Here is a 13,664-nt window from a genome sequence, read left to right as displayed (position 1 = left end):
TTAATTAAATTATTTTTTAGCCAGCTTAGTGCTTTTTTCTAAGCTGTCAGCATACTTCTTTTCTGCCTCTTTTAAATATTCGCTTGCAGGGTAGCTATCTACAAATTCCAGATAAAACTGGTTAGCTTCCTGGTAGCGTTCTAGTTGCTTAGAGTAAATACTCTTTTCAGCAAGCTCGTACTGAGCCATGAACTTTAAGAAAGCCGCTTCTTCATTAAACTGTGAATCAGGGAAATCGTTCTTAAAGCTATCAAAAGCTACTACTGCAGCTTTATATTTATATACCTTATAATATTGTTTAGCATTTTCATATGCCTTTTTCTCTAGCTTCTGCTGTATGTCATCAATTACCTTAGTAGCATCATCTCTAAATTTAGTAGATGGATACCTGTTAATAAAGGTCTGCATAGCTACAAGAGCTTCCATACTGCTGCTTTGGTCCAGATTGTAAACCGGAGAGTTAGCGTATAATGAATATGCATGCATATACTGTGCTTCTCTGGCAAATTCACTTCTGGCGTATGTTTCGTAAAACACTTTGAAATGATGCGCAGCTAAAAGGAAAAAGTCCTGGTAAAACTGACAGTAAGCAAATTTAAACTGTACCGCTTCGCCTTCCGGAAGTCCTCTTACTATAGGAAGAATCTGTTCAAATAAGATACCTGAACGATAATAATCCTCTTCTTCATAGTATTTAAGAGCTGCATCATACTTTACCCTCCAGTCTTCGCTTTTTTCAATTTTGCGAAACTTGCTACAAGAAGCTAAAGAAATAATGGTGATTGCAATCAGAAAGTGCTTGAAAAATACCCGTTTCAACATAAGGGTGCAAATATAGGTTAGTATTTGATAATAAACAATGGGCTTATGTCGCTAAGCCGGAGTTAATAACGAAAGAATCAGAAACTTAGTTTGTGGAAGAATTATTTTTTCACAACGAGCTTGCGTGTCATTACGCCGTCATTATCTATGTACAAGGTGTAAAAATAAACGCCAGGGTTAAGGTCTTCCGTTCTGATCTTTATCTTTTTCTGCAAAAGAGGCAGCTTATATTCTGAAACTATGCTACCCAGAACATTGTGAAGAACTAGTTTTACATCTACATTACTATTGATGATGTTATATTCTACCACCGCAAAGTCTTCTGCAGGATTAGGGTATACATCATGAATGTTTATATCTCTGTTGGTGAAGAGGCTATTGCTGTAGGCTTCATCTTCCACCGTGTAAGTGATTTCGTATTCTATGGCGTTAGCGGGATTGTCCCTGTCGTAAATAAGGTACTTTACTGTGCTAAAGCCTGGTACTAAGCCTGTTTCTAGCACGCTTTTAAATTTTAGAGATGTCTCTCCCGGATTGATTTTTTTAGATAATGGAATCTGATCTATGGACGGCTCAAAGCACTCTGCACCCCAGCAGAAGTAATTGTTTTGGCTTGTGCCTATTACTTTATCCAGTCTTTTAATGTATAGCTGTATCGGCTTATCGGAGGTGTTCTTTATAGGGATAATGGCGCTTATTTCATCGCCTACGTTGCCTTTGTAGTTAACCTTGCTTTCTGTAATCTCAAAGCTTTGCGCCTGCGCTACGCACATTATGGCAAAACTTAATATGAATGACAGACACAATCTCATGGTAAAAGCATCGTTAAAAAACTAGTAACTGGATTTAGGTATAGGTGAATTCAATAATTTACAAAAAATAAATCTAGCATTCAAGGGCCAAATATATTGTTTCAGTTTTCTTTTTGAAAGCTAAAATTCGAGTTTTTGTTTATTGACTATCTATCTTTCTCAGATTTTTATTTCTAACAGGTTTTTCTGGCTTTTGTTCAATAACATCTGGTTTAGTCACAGGAGTATTTTTTTTCGCTGCAGATGTCCCTTCAAGCATGGCTTCCTTCTCTGGTTTTTCTTCTATTCGCCATCTGAAATCCTTTAATTTTTTTTCCGGTTCTTCCAGCTCATGAGGTGGTATGAACGATGCTTCAGGGTTTACATAAGAAGATAGGTTATCTACCTTATTCAGCTTAAAATTTATGATCATAAAGCTGCAGATGATTTTATTCATACCCATAAGGGCGGTGCTGTTATCATTAAGGGCAAAGAATAAGCTTTCTGCATTGCCATTCACATCTACCTTTTTTATGTTTCCACTATCAAAGTAGGCTACCATGCTGCGACCTTTTATCTGGTTGTAGTTAGAGATACTATCTTCCGAAATCACAAAGGAATTAAGGTTCAAGTTTAATCTGTTAATGGTGCCGTTGGATATTTCAGCATTTATGGAATCTGCTTCCATTTGGGTATCGCTACTCCATAAAACAGGATCATCATAGAAGAATATAGTAGAGTCGCTGGTGAAATAGGCCAGAGAATCTGCTACTCCCTGAAGATCTGATTTGAAGATTTTCACATTGTTGTAAGCCAGCAACCTTTTCTTTGAAGCAATTTCACTTTCTATGGCAACCAGTGTATCTGCAGTTAGGTAAAGGGTGTCATTTTTCATGACTTTCTTCATGAGGGCATTGCCATATACTTTTGATATGCCATCCCGCTTTTTATAAAAGCCATCATCTCCGGTAATGATCACATCATTTTCTTTCGATATTAAGATTACATTTCCTTTTGCTTTATAACGTTTTTGAAGATCATCTAAGTTGAGATTATCCCCTTTGAGCGTGTACTCAGGGGTTTCAACCTTACCTATGTTTAGGTCTGACTTTTTAATTTTAGTATCGTACTGACCAGTTTCGTAGTTGAATCTGTTGTTTTCAGAATCTACAATTTCGGTATGGGCCCGGAAGTAGATGATGTTGGTAGAAGTGTTATACTGTAAGGTGTCTGAGGTAAGTGTGTAATCGGGGTTCACGGCTTTCACATCAGATTTGAAAGAGGCCATGCTAGTGTTTACCTGATAGTAGCCTTTTTTACTGGTGAGTACGTTGGTGCTATCTACAATTTTACCACCATTATAATAACGAGCTTCTTGCTGCATGCGGAAATAATCCAGGTAGTCAGTATATAAGGTGAGTTCCCCCTTTTTTACGAATACCACGTTTTCTCTTAGCTTGGCTTCTTTTAAGTTACCGTCATAGACCAGCTTTTTAGCGGTGATGGTTACGGAATCTCCTTCTACAATTTTAACGTGGCCGTAAGCTTCTATGTAGTTTCTGCTGTTAAAAAAATAAGCAGAGTCACTATAAATGGTGGTTTCTTTCTGTTGGAAGATAACGTTTCCAATTACTCGGTTAAGTGACTCACCATTTCGGTTGCCACCTTTGAGTACATCAGCCTGCTTTAACTGTATCTGTTCCTTCTGGGCAAAAACACTTATAGAGCTCACACCAACAAGGAGCAGGATATATGTTATTTTTAGGATAAATTTGATCATGATAATTCTAGGTTTGCAAAATAACCAAAAAAATGGGGTACAACCATGCTTAAAAAGTTTTTAGATTATATACACTCAAATAATTTATGTGCTGAAAATGATCCTTTGCTGGTAGCGGTAAGCGGTGGTGTGGACTCCGTGGTTCTGGCTCATTTGCTGGCTCAGGCTCAGTATTCTATGGTAATAGCTCACTGTAACTTTAACTTAAGAGGGGTTGAGTCTGATAAAGATGAGCAGTTCGTAAAATCATTGGCTTCTGGTTTAGGTGCTGAATGTGTTACAGTGTCTTTCGAGACCAAAAAATATGCCAGAGAAAACGGTGTTTCCATAGAAATGGCCGCGCGTGAGTTAAGGTATGAATGTTTTAATAAGTTAATAGAGGAGAAGCATCTTTGGCACTTGGTTACGGCCCATCATTTGAATGATAGTTTAGAAACTACTCTATATAATTTAGCGAAGGGTACAGGTATTAGTGGCGTTCGCGGTATTAAGAATAAAAATGGAAATATAATTAGGCCTTTGCTATGGGCTACAAAGGCAGAGTTGGTGCAGTATGCAGAGGAAAATGACCTAACCTGGAGGGAAGATGCCAGCAATGCCGAAGATGATTATATGCGAAATAAGATTAGGAATAACATTATTCCTGAGTTGAAAAAGATTAACCCTTCTTTAGAAAGTACCTTTAGCAATACCCAAAAGCGGCTCCAGGAGATGGAAGAGATCCTGCATGAGCTGATAGATAAATACAAGGTTGATCATTATCGGCAGGAGGGCGTGGATCACTATTTTGAAATAGCTCCTTTTCAAAAGGCAAATAAGACAGTGCTGGTAGAAGAGCTTTTCAAGCCATTCGGGTTTAATTATGAGCAGGCCATTCAAATTCATGAGGCTATTCTAAGTGCAAATCCAGGCAAAATATTTCTTTCTGATGGCTACCAGCTTAATGTTGATAGAGAAGCTATTATCGTTAGTCCATCAGAACAGGGTGGCGTGGATTTTTATATTGAAGAAAATGATGATAAAATCTCTGAAGCAGGGTGGAACCTTAGCTGTTTTACCTCTGATGATGTAGAGCAAATTTTTAAGAGTAGGGATAGGATTAGTGTGGATTATGATAAGCTGAAGTTTCCTTTAAAAATGAGGAAATGGAAGCAGGGAGATGTTTTTCAGCCCTTGGGAATGCGGGGTAAAAAAAAGCTCAGCGATTTTATGATAGATGAGAAAATTCCGTTAAACTTGAAAAATCGCGTCTATGTGCTTACCTCTGATGATGAAATAGTCTGGGTGGTGGGTTATAGAGTAGATGACCGTTTTAAAATCACACCAGCTACCCGGAGGATATACAATATTGTAACAGAAAGCCATGATTAATCCCTTTAAGAAGACTTTTACTCCACAGGAACACGATACTTTTTTGTTTTTATCTAAAATAAAGTTGTTCTCTACTTTAAACTACAAGCAGATGTCTCTCTTTTTGCCTTTTATGCATGAGAGAAAGTATGTGCAGGATGAGGTAGTGTTTTTTAGGAATGATCCGAGCCACGCACTTTACATCATTAAGAAAGGAGAAGTAGCTCTTACCATAGATGTAAATGAAGAGTTTGAGGACCTGACCAAAGTAGGACCTGGCGTTGCGCTGGGCGAAAGCTGCCTGTTAAAAAACACTAATCGGTTATTAAATGCCTTTGTAACCTCGGAAAAGGCTGAGTTCTATGTGATTCCCCAAGACAATATCTTCGATATATTCGAAAACAATATGAAGATAAAGGTGCGGATGGTAGAGATGCTGGCGGAGATTTATAACGATTATAATTCCAATCTTTTTAAAGCCTATAAGTCTAGTTTAGGATTCTTCAATTTAAGTCAGGTATATCGCGGTTAATGGCCTAATTTAATTGATTATAAGCTTACCTAAGTCCTTTCTATTGGTTAGATTTGTTAGCAGATAATAACAATTAATTCAATCAATTACATATAGAAAATTATGAAAATAACCGTAGTAGGAGCAGGTAATGTAGGCGCTACCTGTGCTGATGTCCTAGCCTATAGAGAAATAGCTAACGAGGTAGTTCTTGTAGATATAAAAGAAGGTGTAGCTGAAGGTAAAGCTTTAGATATTTTCCAAAAAGCACCTATCAACTTATATGATACCAGAACTATTGGTTCTACAAACGATTATTCAAAAACTGCTGGTTCTGACGTAGTTGTAATTACTTCTGGTTTACCAAGAAAACCAGGTATGACCCGTGACGACCTTATCGAAACTAACGCGGGCATAGTAAAGTCAGTTACTGAGAATGTAATTAAGCATTCGCCAGAGGCTATCATTATCATTGTATCTAATCCATTAGATGTAATGACTTACCAAGCTCATTTAAGCTCTAAATTACCACGTACTAAAGTTATGGGTATGGCTGGTATTTTGGATACTGCACGTTACAGAGCTTTCTTAGCTGAAGCTTTAGATGTATCTCCTAAAGATATTCAGGCAGTACTTATGGGTGGTCATGGTGATACTATGGTGCCACTTCCAAGATATACTACTGTAGGTGGTATTCCTGTAACTGAGCTTATCGATGCTGATAAATTAGATGCTATCATTGAAAGAACAAAAACTGGTGGTGGTGAGCTAGTGAAGTTAATGGGTACTTCTGCATGGTATGCTCCTGGTTCGGCTGCTGCTCAGATGGCTGAAGCTATTGTAAAAGATCAAAAAAGAGTATTCCCAGTATGCGTGAAGCTAGATGGTGAGTACGGTATAGATGATTGCTACTTAGGAGTACCTGTAGTGCTAGGTAAAAACGGAATCGAGAAGATCATTGAATTAGATCTTAACGAGGAAGAAAAAGCATTACTTGAAACTTCTAGAGAGCATGTGAAAGAAGTTATGGCAGTACTTGATAAGTTAAACGGGTAATTGCTTGAAATACTAATTATTGCTAGGGCTGTATCGATTGATTTTGATACAGCCTTTTTTTATTAGCGATGTGCTATAAAACAAGAAGGGCTGCTTTGATTCAAAGCAGCCCTTCTTGTTTTAATTTGTATGCTAAACTATCGGCCTCTCTTAGGCATAGTTCTGAATATATAATCCCATAATGGAGAAGAAACTCCAAATGCTCTTTCGTGATCTTTATAGTGATGGATAGCATGATGCACCCATAATGTTTTAAACATGTTCTTAGGAGGCTGATATGCGTGTACTATGTAGTGCACAAATAAGTAGCCGGCATATCCTATCAAAAATCCAGGAAGAAAGCCGAATACAAAATCGCCCATGAATAGTCTGAATAAGAATAATAAAGTGGTAGCCAGCGTGAGACTCACTAAAGGAGGCATGGCTAGTCTATCCTTATCTTTTGGGTAGTCATGGTGTACACCATGGAAATTGTATTGTATTTTTTCTCTTAGCTTGGTATATGTAGCCATGTGGAATACATATCTGTGCATCATATATTCTACTAATGTGAATACAAATAATCCAGTAAAAAACAATAGAACGGTGGTGCTGGGAGCTAGGTCAGTATTGGCTACGCTCCAGTACAATAGTCCTCCTGAGTAAATAAAGAAAAGCCCAATAGGAATAGATATATGCGTTCTTGAAAGCTTTTCAATGATAGGATTATTAAATAGTATTTTTGAGTCTTTATTGTCTACGTGTGCCATTCCTCGTCTTGTGTGTTTTCCACAAAAATAATTTATGAAAAGGTTTTTTTACTAAAATCAGGACATTTTTTATGTTCTGTATACTACAGTACTTTGTTAGAAAATGTTTCAGTTTTACCCGTATTTGTTAAAACTTTTTCATAAAGAGCCACATAGAGCGGCATTATATTAGTGATGTCAAATTCTTTGGCTCGGGCCAATGCGTTCTTTTTAAAAGTAGGTAAGTTCTTCTCATCCAGGATGTCTAGCGCCTTTTCGGTCATGTCTTTTATGTCTCCCACCTTGCTTAAATATCCTGTTTTACCATGGATGTTTAATTCAGGTAATCCTCCTGCGTTGGTAGAGATTACTGGCACTTCACAGGCCATCGCTTCCAGTGCAGCTAATCCAAAACTTTCCTTTTCAGAAGGCATGATGAATAAATCAGCCACCGACAATACTTCCTCTACAGCCTCCAGCTTGCCCAGGAATCTGATGTCCTCGCAAATGCCAAACTTTCTGCAAAGGGCCTCGATGTTATTTCTCTCCGGTCCATCACCTACTAATAGCAGCTTAGCAGGAATTTCTTTTCTGATATTCTTAAATATTCTGACCACATCATCTACTCTTTTTACCTTGCGGAAATTAGAGGTGTGAACGATTAGTCGCTCATCATTAGGGCAGATGGCTGTTTTGAAGTGTTCTTTCTTCTGCTTTTTAAACCTATCCAAATCTATGAAGTTAGGGATAACCTCAATGTCATTGGTGATTTTAAAGTGCTGATAAGTATCTTTTCTTAAGTCTTCAGAAACGGCACTAACGCCGTCAGAAGCATTTATACTAAAAGTAACTACCGGAGCATAAGAGGCATCTTTACCTACCAGTGTAATATCTGTACCGTGTAAGGTGGTAATTACTGGTATTTCTATTCCTTCCGTTTTAAGTATTTGCTTAGCCATATATGCAGAAGATGCATGAGGTATGGCATAGTGAACATGAAGAATGTCCAGCTTTTCGTATTTCACTACATCTACCAGTTTGCTGGCAAGAGCAAGTTCATAAGGCGGATATTGAAAAAGAGGATAAGAGCGTATGTCAACTTCATGATAGTACAGGTTAGCGTTAAAAAAGTCTAGCCTGGTAGGCTGTGAGTATGTGATGAAATGTACCTGATGCCCAGCCTTCGCTAACGCCTTTCCCAACTCTGTGGCTACCACTCCACTACCTCCAAACGTAGGGTAGCATACAATTCCTATTTTCATGTTTCTTTTATTAGTATGAATCAATGTATTGGTTATACTCCCACATTGACTCATAGATCACGTCCTGAACTCTTGTACGGATATTATTTTTAATAAGTTTTGAATTTTCTGCTTCCGGATAAACTCTGTTCGACAAAAATATATAAATCAGGTCAAACTCGGGATCTGCCCATATGGCTGTACCGGTAAATCCTGTGTGTCCGAAGGTTTTTCCTGAAGCATATCTGGATGTAGGGCCCCACCAAACGCCTTTGGCTGGTTTATCCCATCCTATACCTCTTCGGTTAGTTTTATACTGTTGAGAGGTGAATTTTTCTAAGGTTCCAGGCTGGTAATATCGAGTGCCACCATAAAAACCATCTTGTAGATGCATTTGCAGCATCTTGGCTAGATCTAATGAGTTGCTAAATAAACCTGCATGGCCAGCCACACCACCGCTCATGGCAGCTCCCTGATCATGCACCAGACCATATACTAATGTGTTTCTGAAATATGTATCCTGCTCAGTAGGTGCTATCCTGGATAATGGGTACTTGCAAAGCGGAAGATAGCCCATGGTGGAAAGCCCCATAGGATCATAGAAGTTTTGCTGAAGAAACTCATTCATTGGTTGATTAAGGATTTTTTCAGCCATTTGTTTTAATAGATAATAGCCCATGTCACTATACTTATAATCAAAGGGCACGTGAGGTTCTTTATCTCTTATTTTAGCATTAATCACCCAGCTCCAGATGCTGTCTTGCATTACCTGTGAGGCATAGATGTTATCAGACACTTTAAAGGAGTATTCAGGGCTTGGCTCAGAGTGGTAGTAGTTTTTTACTACAGTAGAATCTTCTATGCTTTGCTTCCAAAAGGGTACATATGGCCAAAGACCTGCCTGGTGAGTTAATATATCTCTCCAGATCATATTTTCTTTATTAGACCCCTTCAGTTCAGGTAAATAAACAGAGGCCTTTTTATCAAGATCCACCATGCCTCTTTCTTCTAAAAACATGAAGGTTTGCATACTGGCCATCACCTTAGTCACAGAAGCAATATCATAGATGGTTTCGTTAGATACTGGCTTCAGGCTATCATAGGTATAATAACCAAAGGACTTCTGATAGACTACTTTTCCGTTTTTAGCTACTAACACCTGGCACCCTGGTGTGGCATGATCTATAATGGCCTCTCTAATAATAACGTCAATCTTTTTTAACACATCGGCATCCATGCCTACCGTTTCTGGTACAGAAAACCCAAGCCGTTTCAGGTCTGCAGTATTTACTCCACTACCTGCTGGATAACCCTTCATTGAAACGGGTAGCTGAGCCGAGGTGCCTATGCTACCGAAGATGGCTTCCGCTGCTAATTTCTGGGTAAGCGCATTGTTTTCGTAAGTACAAAGCAGGCCAGATGGTTTTCTGAATAATGAAATGGCATAAGGCGTGCCCAGCACACAAAGCACAATGTCGGTTTCATCCTCTAAGGCGTTAATAAGTTCTATGGCTGGCTTTGGTATGCCAAAATTGGCTTTGGATGGTGATATGTCCGCTACTGCTACTATCACCGTATTGTAGGCTTTTAATTCCTTGCTTAAAATTTTTGGGCTTGAGCTTTCAAAGTCATAATGTGCAAATGGTGCATACTTATCCAGATAGCTATTAAATTCGCCTGTTCCACCTATGGTTAAGGATGCGAAATCTCTGTTATCGAGATTAATAATAGGGAGAAGGCTATCCTGACTTATTAAAGTAGTGATAGACTTTGCAAATAGTGTTTCCTGCAGTGATTTAGCCTGAGGGCGGTTAAGCCTTCTGTAAATATTGTCAGTGCTTAAAGATTTCCATTTCTGAGAAAGACCAGCCTTATATTTTGCTCTTAGAATTCGTTTTACGCTAGCCTCAAACTGCTCATTAGGTATTTGCTTTTTCCTGAGGGCTGTTTTTATTTTTTCTGTGGCGGCAGGAATATCTTCCGGAAATAAAAGCATGTCATTTCCAGCCTTCAGTGCTGTCATTTCTACCTCTCCCTTTTCTTTAAACTTGCCTGAAACAGCTTTCATGTTCAAGGCATCAGTTACAATAAGACCTTCATATTTAAATTCTTTCCTCAGAAATCCATTAATAGCCTTTTCAGATAATGATACAGGAGTGTGTTTTTTAGAGTCTAATGCAGGTACTTCAATATGCCCTGTCATTATACTGGCTATGCCCGCATTCATCATTTTCTTAAATGGGTATAGCTCCAGCGTATCCAGTCTTTCCTTACTTATGTTAATGGTTGGCAAGGTGAGGTGTGAATCTTTCTGCGTATCTCCATGGCCAGGGAAGTGTTTAGCACAAGCGAGCACACCATTTTCCTGAAGCCCTTTCAAATAGGCAATACCTTTGTTGGATACCAGGTTTTTATCGCTGCCAAATGAGCGTATGCCTATGACCGGGTTGAGCGGATTATTATTTATATCTACCACCGGAGCAAAATTGAGGTGCACCCCTAACAGTTTCATTTCACGGGCTATCTCTTTACCCATTTCATAGATGAGGCTGTCATTTTGCATGGCTCCCAGCGCCATCTGGTGTGGAAAGCTCAAGGTGCTATCCAGGCGCATGCCGGCTCCCCATTCCATATCCATACCTATAAGTAAAGGAGTTTTGGATAAGCATTGTAGCCTATTGGTGATTTTGATTTGCTTTACGGGATAGCCCTGCATGAAAATGAGGCCTCCAATTTGCCTTTTCTTTACCAGCTCTTCTATTTGCTGAAGATGCTCATCATTGCCATTAGAATAGGCAGAAACCATGAAAAGCTGACCAATACGTTGGTCATTAGTGAGCTTATTGTAAACGCTATCAACCCATTGTTCTTGTTTTTGATTTTGGGAGTAGCAAGTGATGGAAGCGCAAAAAATCAATAAAGTGGCGCGAAAAACTTTTTTAAACATGCAGCCGTTTCCTTTATGAATTAAACGTTTAAAAAATTAATTTTGTATCCTACTAAGATAGAAATAATTGCCGAACATGTGTCCATATTTATATGAATGGATTATGTATTAAAAAAGATATTTGAAATGAAGTTCAAATGAGCTTACCATGTCTTTAAGAGTAGGTAATTGATTGAATACTAATTTCATATCACGGCTAAAAAATATTTTATTATGAAACTTCCTTCGTTATTTAAGACCCCAAGATACCAACGTTTTCATGTTACTCCTCGCTATTATGATCCGGTGAAGGAAGAGATTGAAGCGCGTACATCCAGGATAAAGAGTATAGTGGATGCGGATAAGGATGTTTTAGATTCGGGTGATATGCCTCAGTCAAGAATATCAGGATCTTTTGTTACCAAGAAGAGAAAGGGCATAAATATGACTCAGCCTGTAATTATCCTGTTGTTGGTAGGTTTACTTGTAGGGTACTGGTACTTCGGAAATATAGCATTGTATACTTTCGGATTGATATCTTCTGTATTATTGTACCTTAAAATCAAAAGAATTATCTAAAGCCGAAATTACTTCATGCCAGACATTATTCGTTTACTCCCTGATTCTTTAGCTAACCAGATAGCAGCAGGGGAGGTAGTACAACGTCCGGCATCGGCCATAAAAGAGCTTCTGGAAAACTCCATAGATGCTGGTGCGGATGAAATCACTGTGATCATTAAAGATGCAGGTAAAACCATGATGCAAATCATGGATAATGGGAAAGGTATGTCCGAAACAGACGCTCGAATGAGTCTGGAGCGTCATGCTACTTCTAAGATTACCAAGTCAGAAGACCTTTTCTCCATCAGAACTATGGGCTTTAGAGGTGAGGCTTTGGCTTCTATGGCTGCGGTGGCACAAATGGAGATTAAAACCCGCCAGGAAGGTGAGGAGCTAGGAACGCTAATAGCCGTAGAGGCATCTGAAATAAAGCGTCAGGAGCCTGTGGCCTGTGAGAAGGGAACTTCTATTTGTATAAAAAATCTGTTTTATAATGTACCCGCCAGAAGAAACTTTCTGAAGTCTAATGGTGTGGAAATGAAGCATATAGTGGAGGAGTTTCAGCGTGTGGCACTAGCTAACCCTGAAGTGAAATTCATGCTTTACCAAAATGACCTGGAAACCTACAGCCTGGCAGCTGGCAAGCTAAGTCAAAGAATTGTTGGCCTTTTTGGTAAGAACTATAGAGAACAATTGGCCTCATGCTCTGAGGAGATGGCCGAGATAAAGATATATGGCTACATCGGTAAGCCGGAGTTTGCCAAAAAAACCAGAGGAGAGCAGTTTTTCTTTGTAAATAATAGGTTCATTAAGAGCAACTACCTGAATCACTCAGTGATGAATGCTTATGAAGGTCTGTTGCCTGATGGAAGCTTTCCTTTTTATGTACTTTTCATAGAGATCGATCCTGTACATGTGGATATAAACGTTCACCCAACCAAGACTGAGATTAAGTTTGATGATGAACGGACGATCTACGCCCTGGTAAGAGCAGCGGTGAAGCAGGCGTTGGCCACGCATAATATTACACCAACCATAGATTTTCAGGCAGATATTAATCTGAGTAGTAAATTGTCTGGTATGAATTCTTTAAGGGAGACTATTAAAGATAAAAACTATGCTCAGTTTAGAACCACTGAAACACCACAGCAGAAATCCAATAAAGACAATTGGGAAAAGCTGTTTGATCAGGAGCATATTGGTAAATCGCCTTCTCAACGAATACCTGACAGGCAAGCAGATATAAGAGAGACTCAGGAGAACTTAACGCTTACTTTCGGAAGTAAGGTGAATGCCGAAACTCCAGTGGAGCCGGAAGCAGAAGAAAGGGGTAAGGCTATGTTTCAATTGCATAATCAGTACATTCTAATCCAGGTTAAATCTGGGTTAATGATGGTAGATCAGCAGGCGGCGCATGAACGAATTTTGTTCGAAAAGTATATCAATCACCTCAAGAATAACACGGGGGCTTCTCAGCAAACGCTGTTCCCACAAACAGTATCTCTAAACCCTGGAGACTTTTCTCTCGTAATGGAAATGCAGGAAGAAATGTCAGCTTTAGGTTTTAAGATAGAACCTTTTGGTAAAAATGATATTATAATAAAGGGTTTGCCGGCTGACATCGGTAATGCCAATGAAAAGGAGATCTTTGAAGGACTAATAGATCAGTTTAAGAGAAATAAATCAGAACTATCTATTCCAAGAAACGAAAATTTGGCCAGAGCACTAGCCAGAAGAACGGCTATAAAGAGAGGCGCCAGGCTAAGTGAAGAGGAAATGACTGGGTTAATAGATCAACTATTTGCCTGCTCTAATCCAAATTATGCAGCAAATGGACAAACAACTTTTCATATTTTAGATTTAAATAGAATAGAAAACTACTTTAATAAGTAAGAAGA

General features: G+C 38.8%; 11 protein-coding genes. 5 read left to right on the top strand and 6 right to left on the bottom strand.

What is annotated here, in order from left to right; genetic code table 11:
* Positions 1-9 precede the first annotated feature (9 nt).
* The 3 genes from LVD16_RS26725 to LVD16_RS26715 all read right to left on the bottom strand — a co-directional run bounded on the left by LVD16_RS26725 (position 10) and on the right by LVD16_RS26715 (position 3,393).
* Positions 10-822 (bottom strand): outer membrane protein assembly factor BamD, encoded by an 813-nt coding sequence (locus LVD16_RS26725; RefSeq protein WP_233771355.1) that lies wholly within the window; start codon positions 820-822, stop codon positions 10-12.
* Between the two features lie 101 nt (positions 823-923).
* The gene (locus LVD16_RS26720) at positions 924-1,595 is read right to left on the bottom strand and encodes a T9SS type A sorting domain-containing protein (RefSeq protein WP_233771354.1); all 672 of its coding nucleotides are present in this window, start codon (positions 1,593-1,595) and stop codon (positions 924-926) included.
* A gap of 178 nt (positions 1,596-1,773) precedes the next feature.
* Positions 1,774-3,393, bottom strand: a complete 1,620-nt coding sequence (locus LVD16_RS26715) for an OstA-like protein (protein ID WP_233771353.1) — start codon at positions 3,391-3,393, stop codon at positions 1,774-1,776.
* Between the two features lie 45 nt (positions 3,394-3,438).
* Between LVD16_RS26715 and tilS the strand changes: the two genes are divergently transcribed.
* The 3 genes from tilS (at position 3,439) to mdh (ending at position 6,310) form a co-directional block, all read left to right on the top strand.
* Positions 3,439-4,764: a tRNA lysidine(34) synthetase TilS gene (gene tilS / locus LVD16_RS26710; protein WP_233771352.1), complete on the top strand. Its 1,326-nt coding sequence runs from the start codon at positions 3,439-3,441 to the stop codon at positions 4,762-4,764.
* A 91-nt stretch (positions 4,765-4,855) separates the two neighbouring features.
* On the top strand, positions 4,856-5,275 hold the full coding sequence (locus LVD16_RS26705) for a Crp/Fnr family transcriptional regulator (RefSeq protein WP_233771351.1): 420 nt from the start codon (positions 4,856-4,858) through the stop codon (positions 5,273-5,275).
* Positions 5,276-5,374: 99 nt separating this feature from the next.
* Complete coding sequence (mdh, locus tag LVD16_RS26700) at positions 5,375-6,310, top strand: malate dehydrogenase (RefSeq protein ID WP_233774628.1); 936 nt, start codon at positions 5,375-5,377, stop codon at positions 6,308-6,310.
* Positions 6,311-6,447: 137 nt separating this feature from the next.
* Here the strand turns inward: mdh and LVD16_RS26695 are convergent, their stop codons facing one another.
* The 3 genes from LVD16_RS26695 to LVD16_RS26685 all read right to left on the bottom strand — a co-directional run bounded on the left by LVD16_RS26695 (position 6,448) and on the right by LVD16_RS26685 (position 11,226).
* Positions 6,448-7,059 carry a sterol desaturase family protein gene (locus LVD16_RS26695; protein ID WP_233771350.1) on the bottom strand — a complete coding sequence of 204 codons (612 nt, stop codon included), beginning with the start codon at positions 7,057-7,059 and terminating at the stop codon, positions 6,448-6,450.
* An 83-nt stretch (positions 7,060-7,142) separates the two neighbouring features.
* Positions 7,143-8,300 carry an N-acetyl-alpha-D-glucosaminyl L-malate synthase BshA gene (gene bshA, locus LVD16_RS26690; RefSeq protein ID WP_233771349.1) on the bottom strand — a complete coding sequence of 386 codons (1,158 nt, stop codon included), beginning with the start codon at positions 8,298-8,300 and terminating at the stop codon, positions 7,143-7,145.
* A 10-nt stretch (positions 8,301-8,310) separates the two neighbouring features.
* Positions 8,311-11,226 carry a serine hydrolase domain-containing protein gene (locus tag LVD16_RS26685; protein WP_233771348.1) on the bottom strand — a complete coding sequence of 972 codons (2,916 nt, stop codon included), beginning with the start codon at positions 11,224-11,226 and terminating at the stop codon, positions 8,311-8,313.
* Between the two features lie 213 nt (positions 11,227-11,439).
* Here LVD16_RS26685 and LVD16_RS26680 point away from each other — a divergent pair, with 213 nt between their 5' ends.
* Together LVD16_RS26680 and mutL are read left to right on the top strand one after the other, a co-directional pair.
* The gene (locus tag LVD16_RS26680) at positions 11,440-11,784 is read left to right on the top strand and encodes a hypothetical protein (protein ID WP_233771347.1); all 345 of its coding nucleotides are present in this window, start codon (positions 11,440-11,442) and stop codon (positions 11,782-11,784) included.
* Between the two features lie 15 nt (positions 11,785-11,799).
* Positions 11,800-13,659 carry a DNA mismatch repair endonuclease MutL gene (gene mutL, locus LVD16_RS26675; RefSeq protein ID WP_233771346.1) on the top strand — a complete coding sequence of 620 codons (1,860 nt, stop codon included), beginning with the start codon at positions 11,800-11,802 and terminating at the stop codon, positions 13,657-13,659.
* Positions 13,660-13,664 lie beyond the last annotated feature (5 nt).

It is taken from the genome of Fulvivirga ligni (assembly GCF_021389935.1).
Classification (GTDB): Bacteria; Bacteroidota; Bacteroidia; order Cytophagales; family Cyclobacteriaceae; genus Fulvivirga; species Fulvivirga ligni.
The sequence above is the reverse complement of the archived record's forward strand: the minus strand, read 5'-3'. Positions and strand labels throughout refer to the sequence as shown.

What these genes read in the sequence shown, in the direction of transcription:
- LVD16_RS26725 (WP_233771355.1), bottom strand. Translation starts at nt 822, where the DNA reads ATGTTGAAACGGGTATTTTTCAAGCACTTTCTGATTGCAATCACCATT.
- LVD16_RS26720 (WP_233771354.1), bottom strand. Translation starts at nt 1,595, where the DNA reads ATGTGCGTAGCGCAGGCGCAAAGCTTTGAGATTACAGAAAGCAAGGTT.
- LVD16_RS26715 (WP_233771353.1), bottom strand. Translation starts at nt 3,393, where the DNA reads ATGATCAAATTTATCCTAAAAATAACATATATCCTGCTCCTTGTTGGT.
- tilS (WP_233771352.1), top strand. Translation starts at nt 3,439, where the DNA reads ATGCTTAAAAAGTTTTTAGATTATATACACTCAAATAATTTATGTGCT.
- LVD16_RS26705 (WP_233771351.1), top strand. Translation starts at nt 4,856, where the DNA reads ATGTCTCTCTTTTTGCCTTTTATGCATGAGAGAAAGTATGTGCAGGAT.
- LVD16_RS26695 (WP_233771350.1), bottom strand. Translation starts at nt 7,059, where the DNA reads ATGGCACACGTAGACAATAAAGACTCAAAAATACTATTTAATAATCCT.
- bshA (WP_233771349.1), bottom strand. Translation starts at nt 8,300, where the DNA reads ATGAAAATAGGAATTGTATGCTACCCTACGTTTGGAGGTAGTGGAGTG.
- LVD16_RS26685 (WP_233771348.1), bottom strand. Translation starts at nt 11,226, where the DNA reads ATGTTTAAAAAAGTTTTTCGCGCCACTTTATTGATTTTTTGCGCTTCC.
- LVD16_RS26680 (WP_233771347.1), top strand. Translation starts at nt 11,440, where the DNA reads ATGAAACTTCCTTCGTTATTTAAGACCCCAAGATACCAACGTTTTCAT.
- mutL (WP_233771346.1), top strand. Translation starts at nt 11,800, where the DNA reads ATGCCAGACATTATTCGTTTACTCCCTGATTCTTTAGCTAACCAGATA.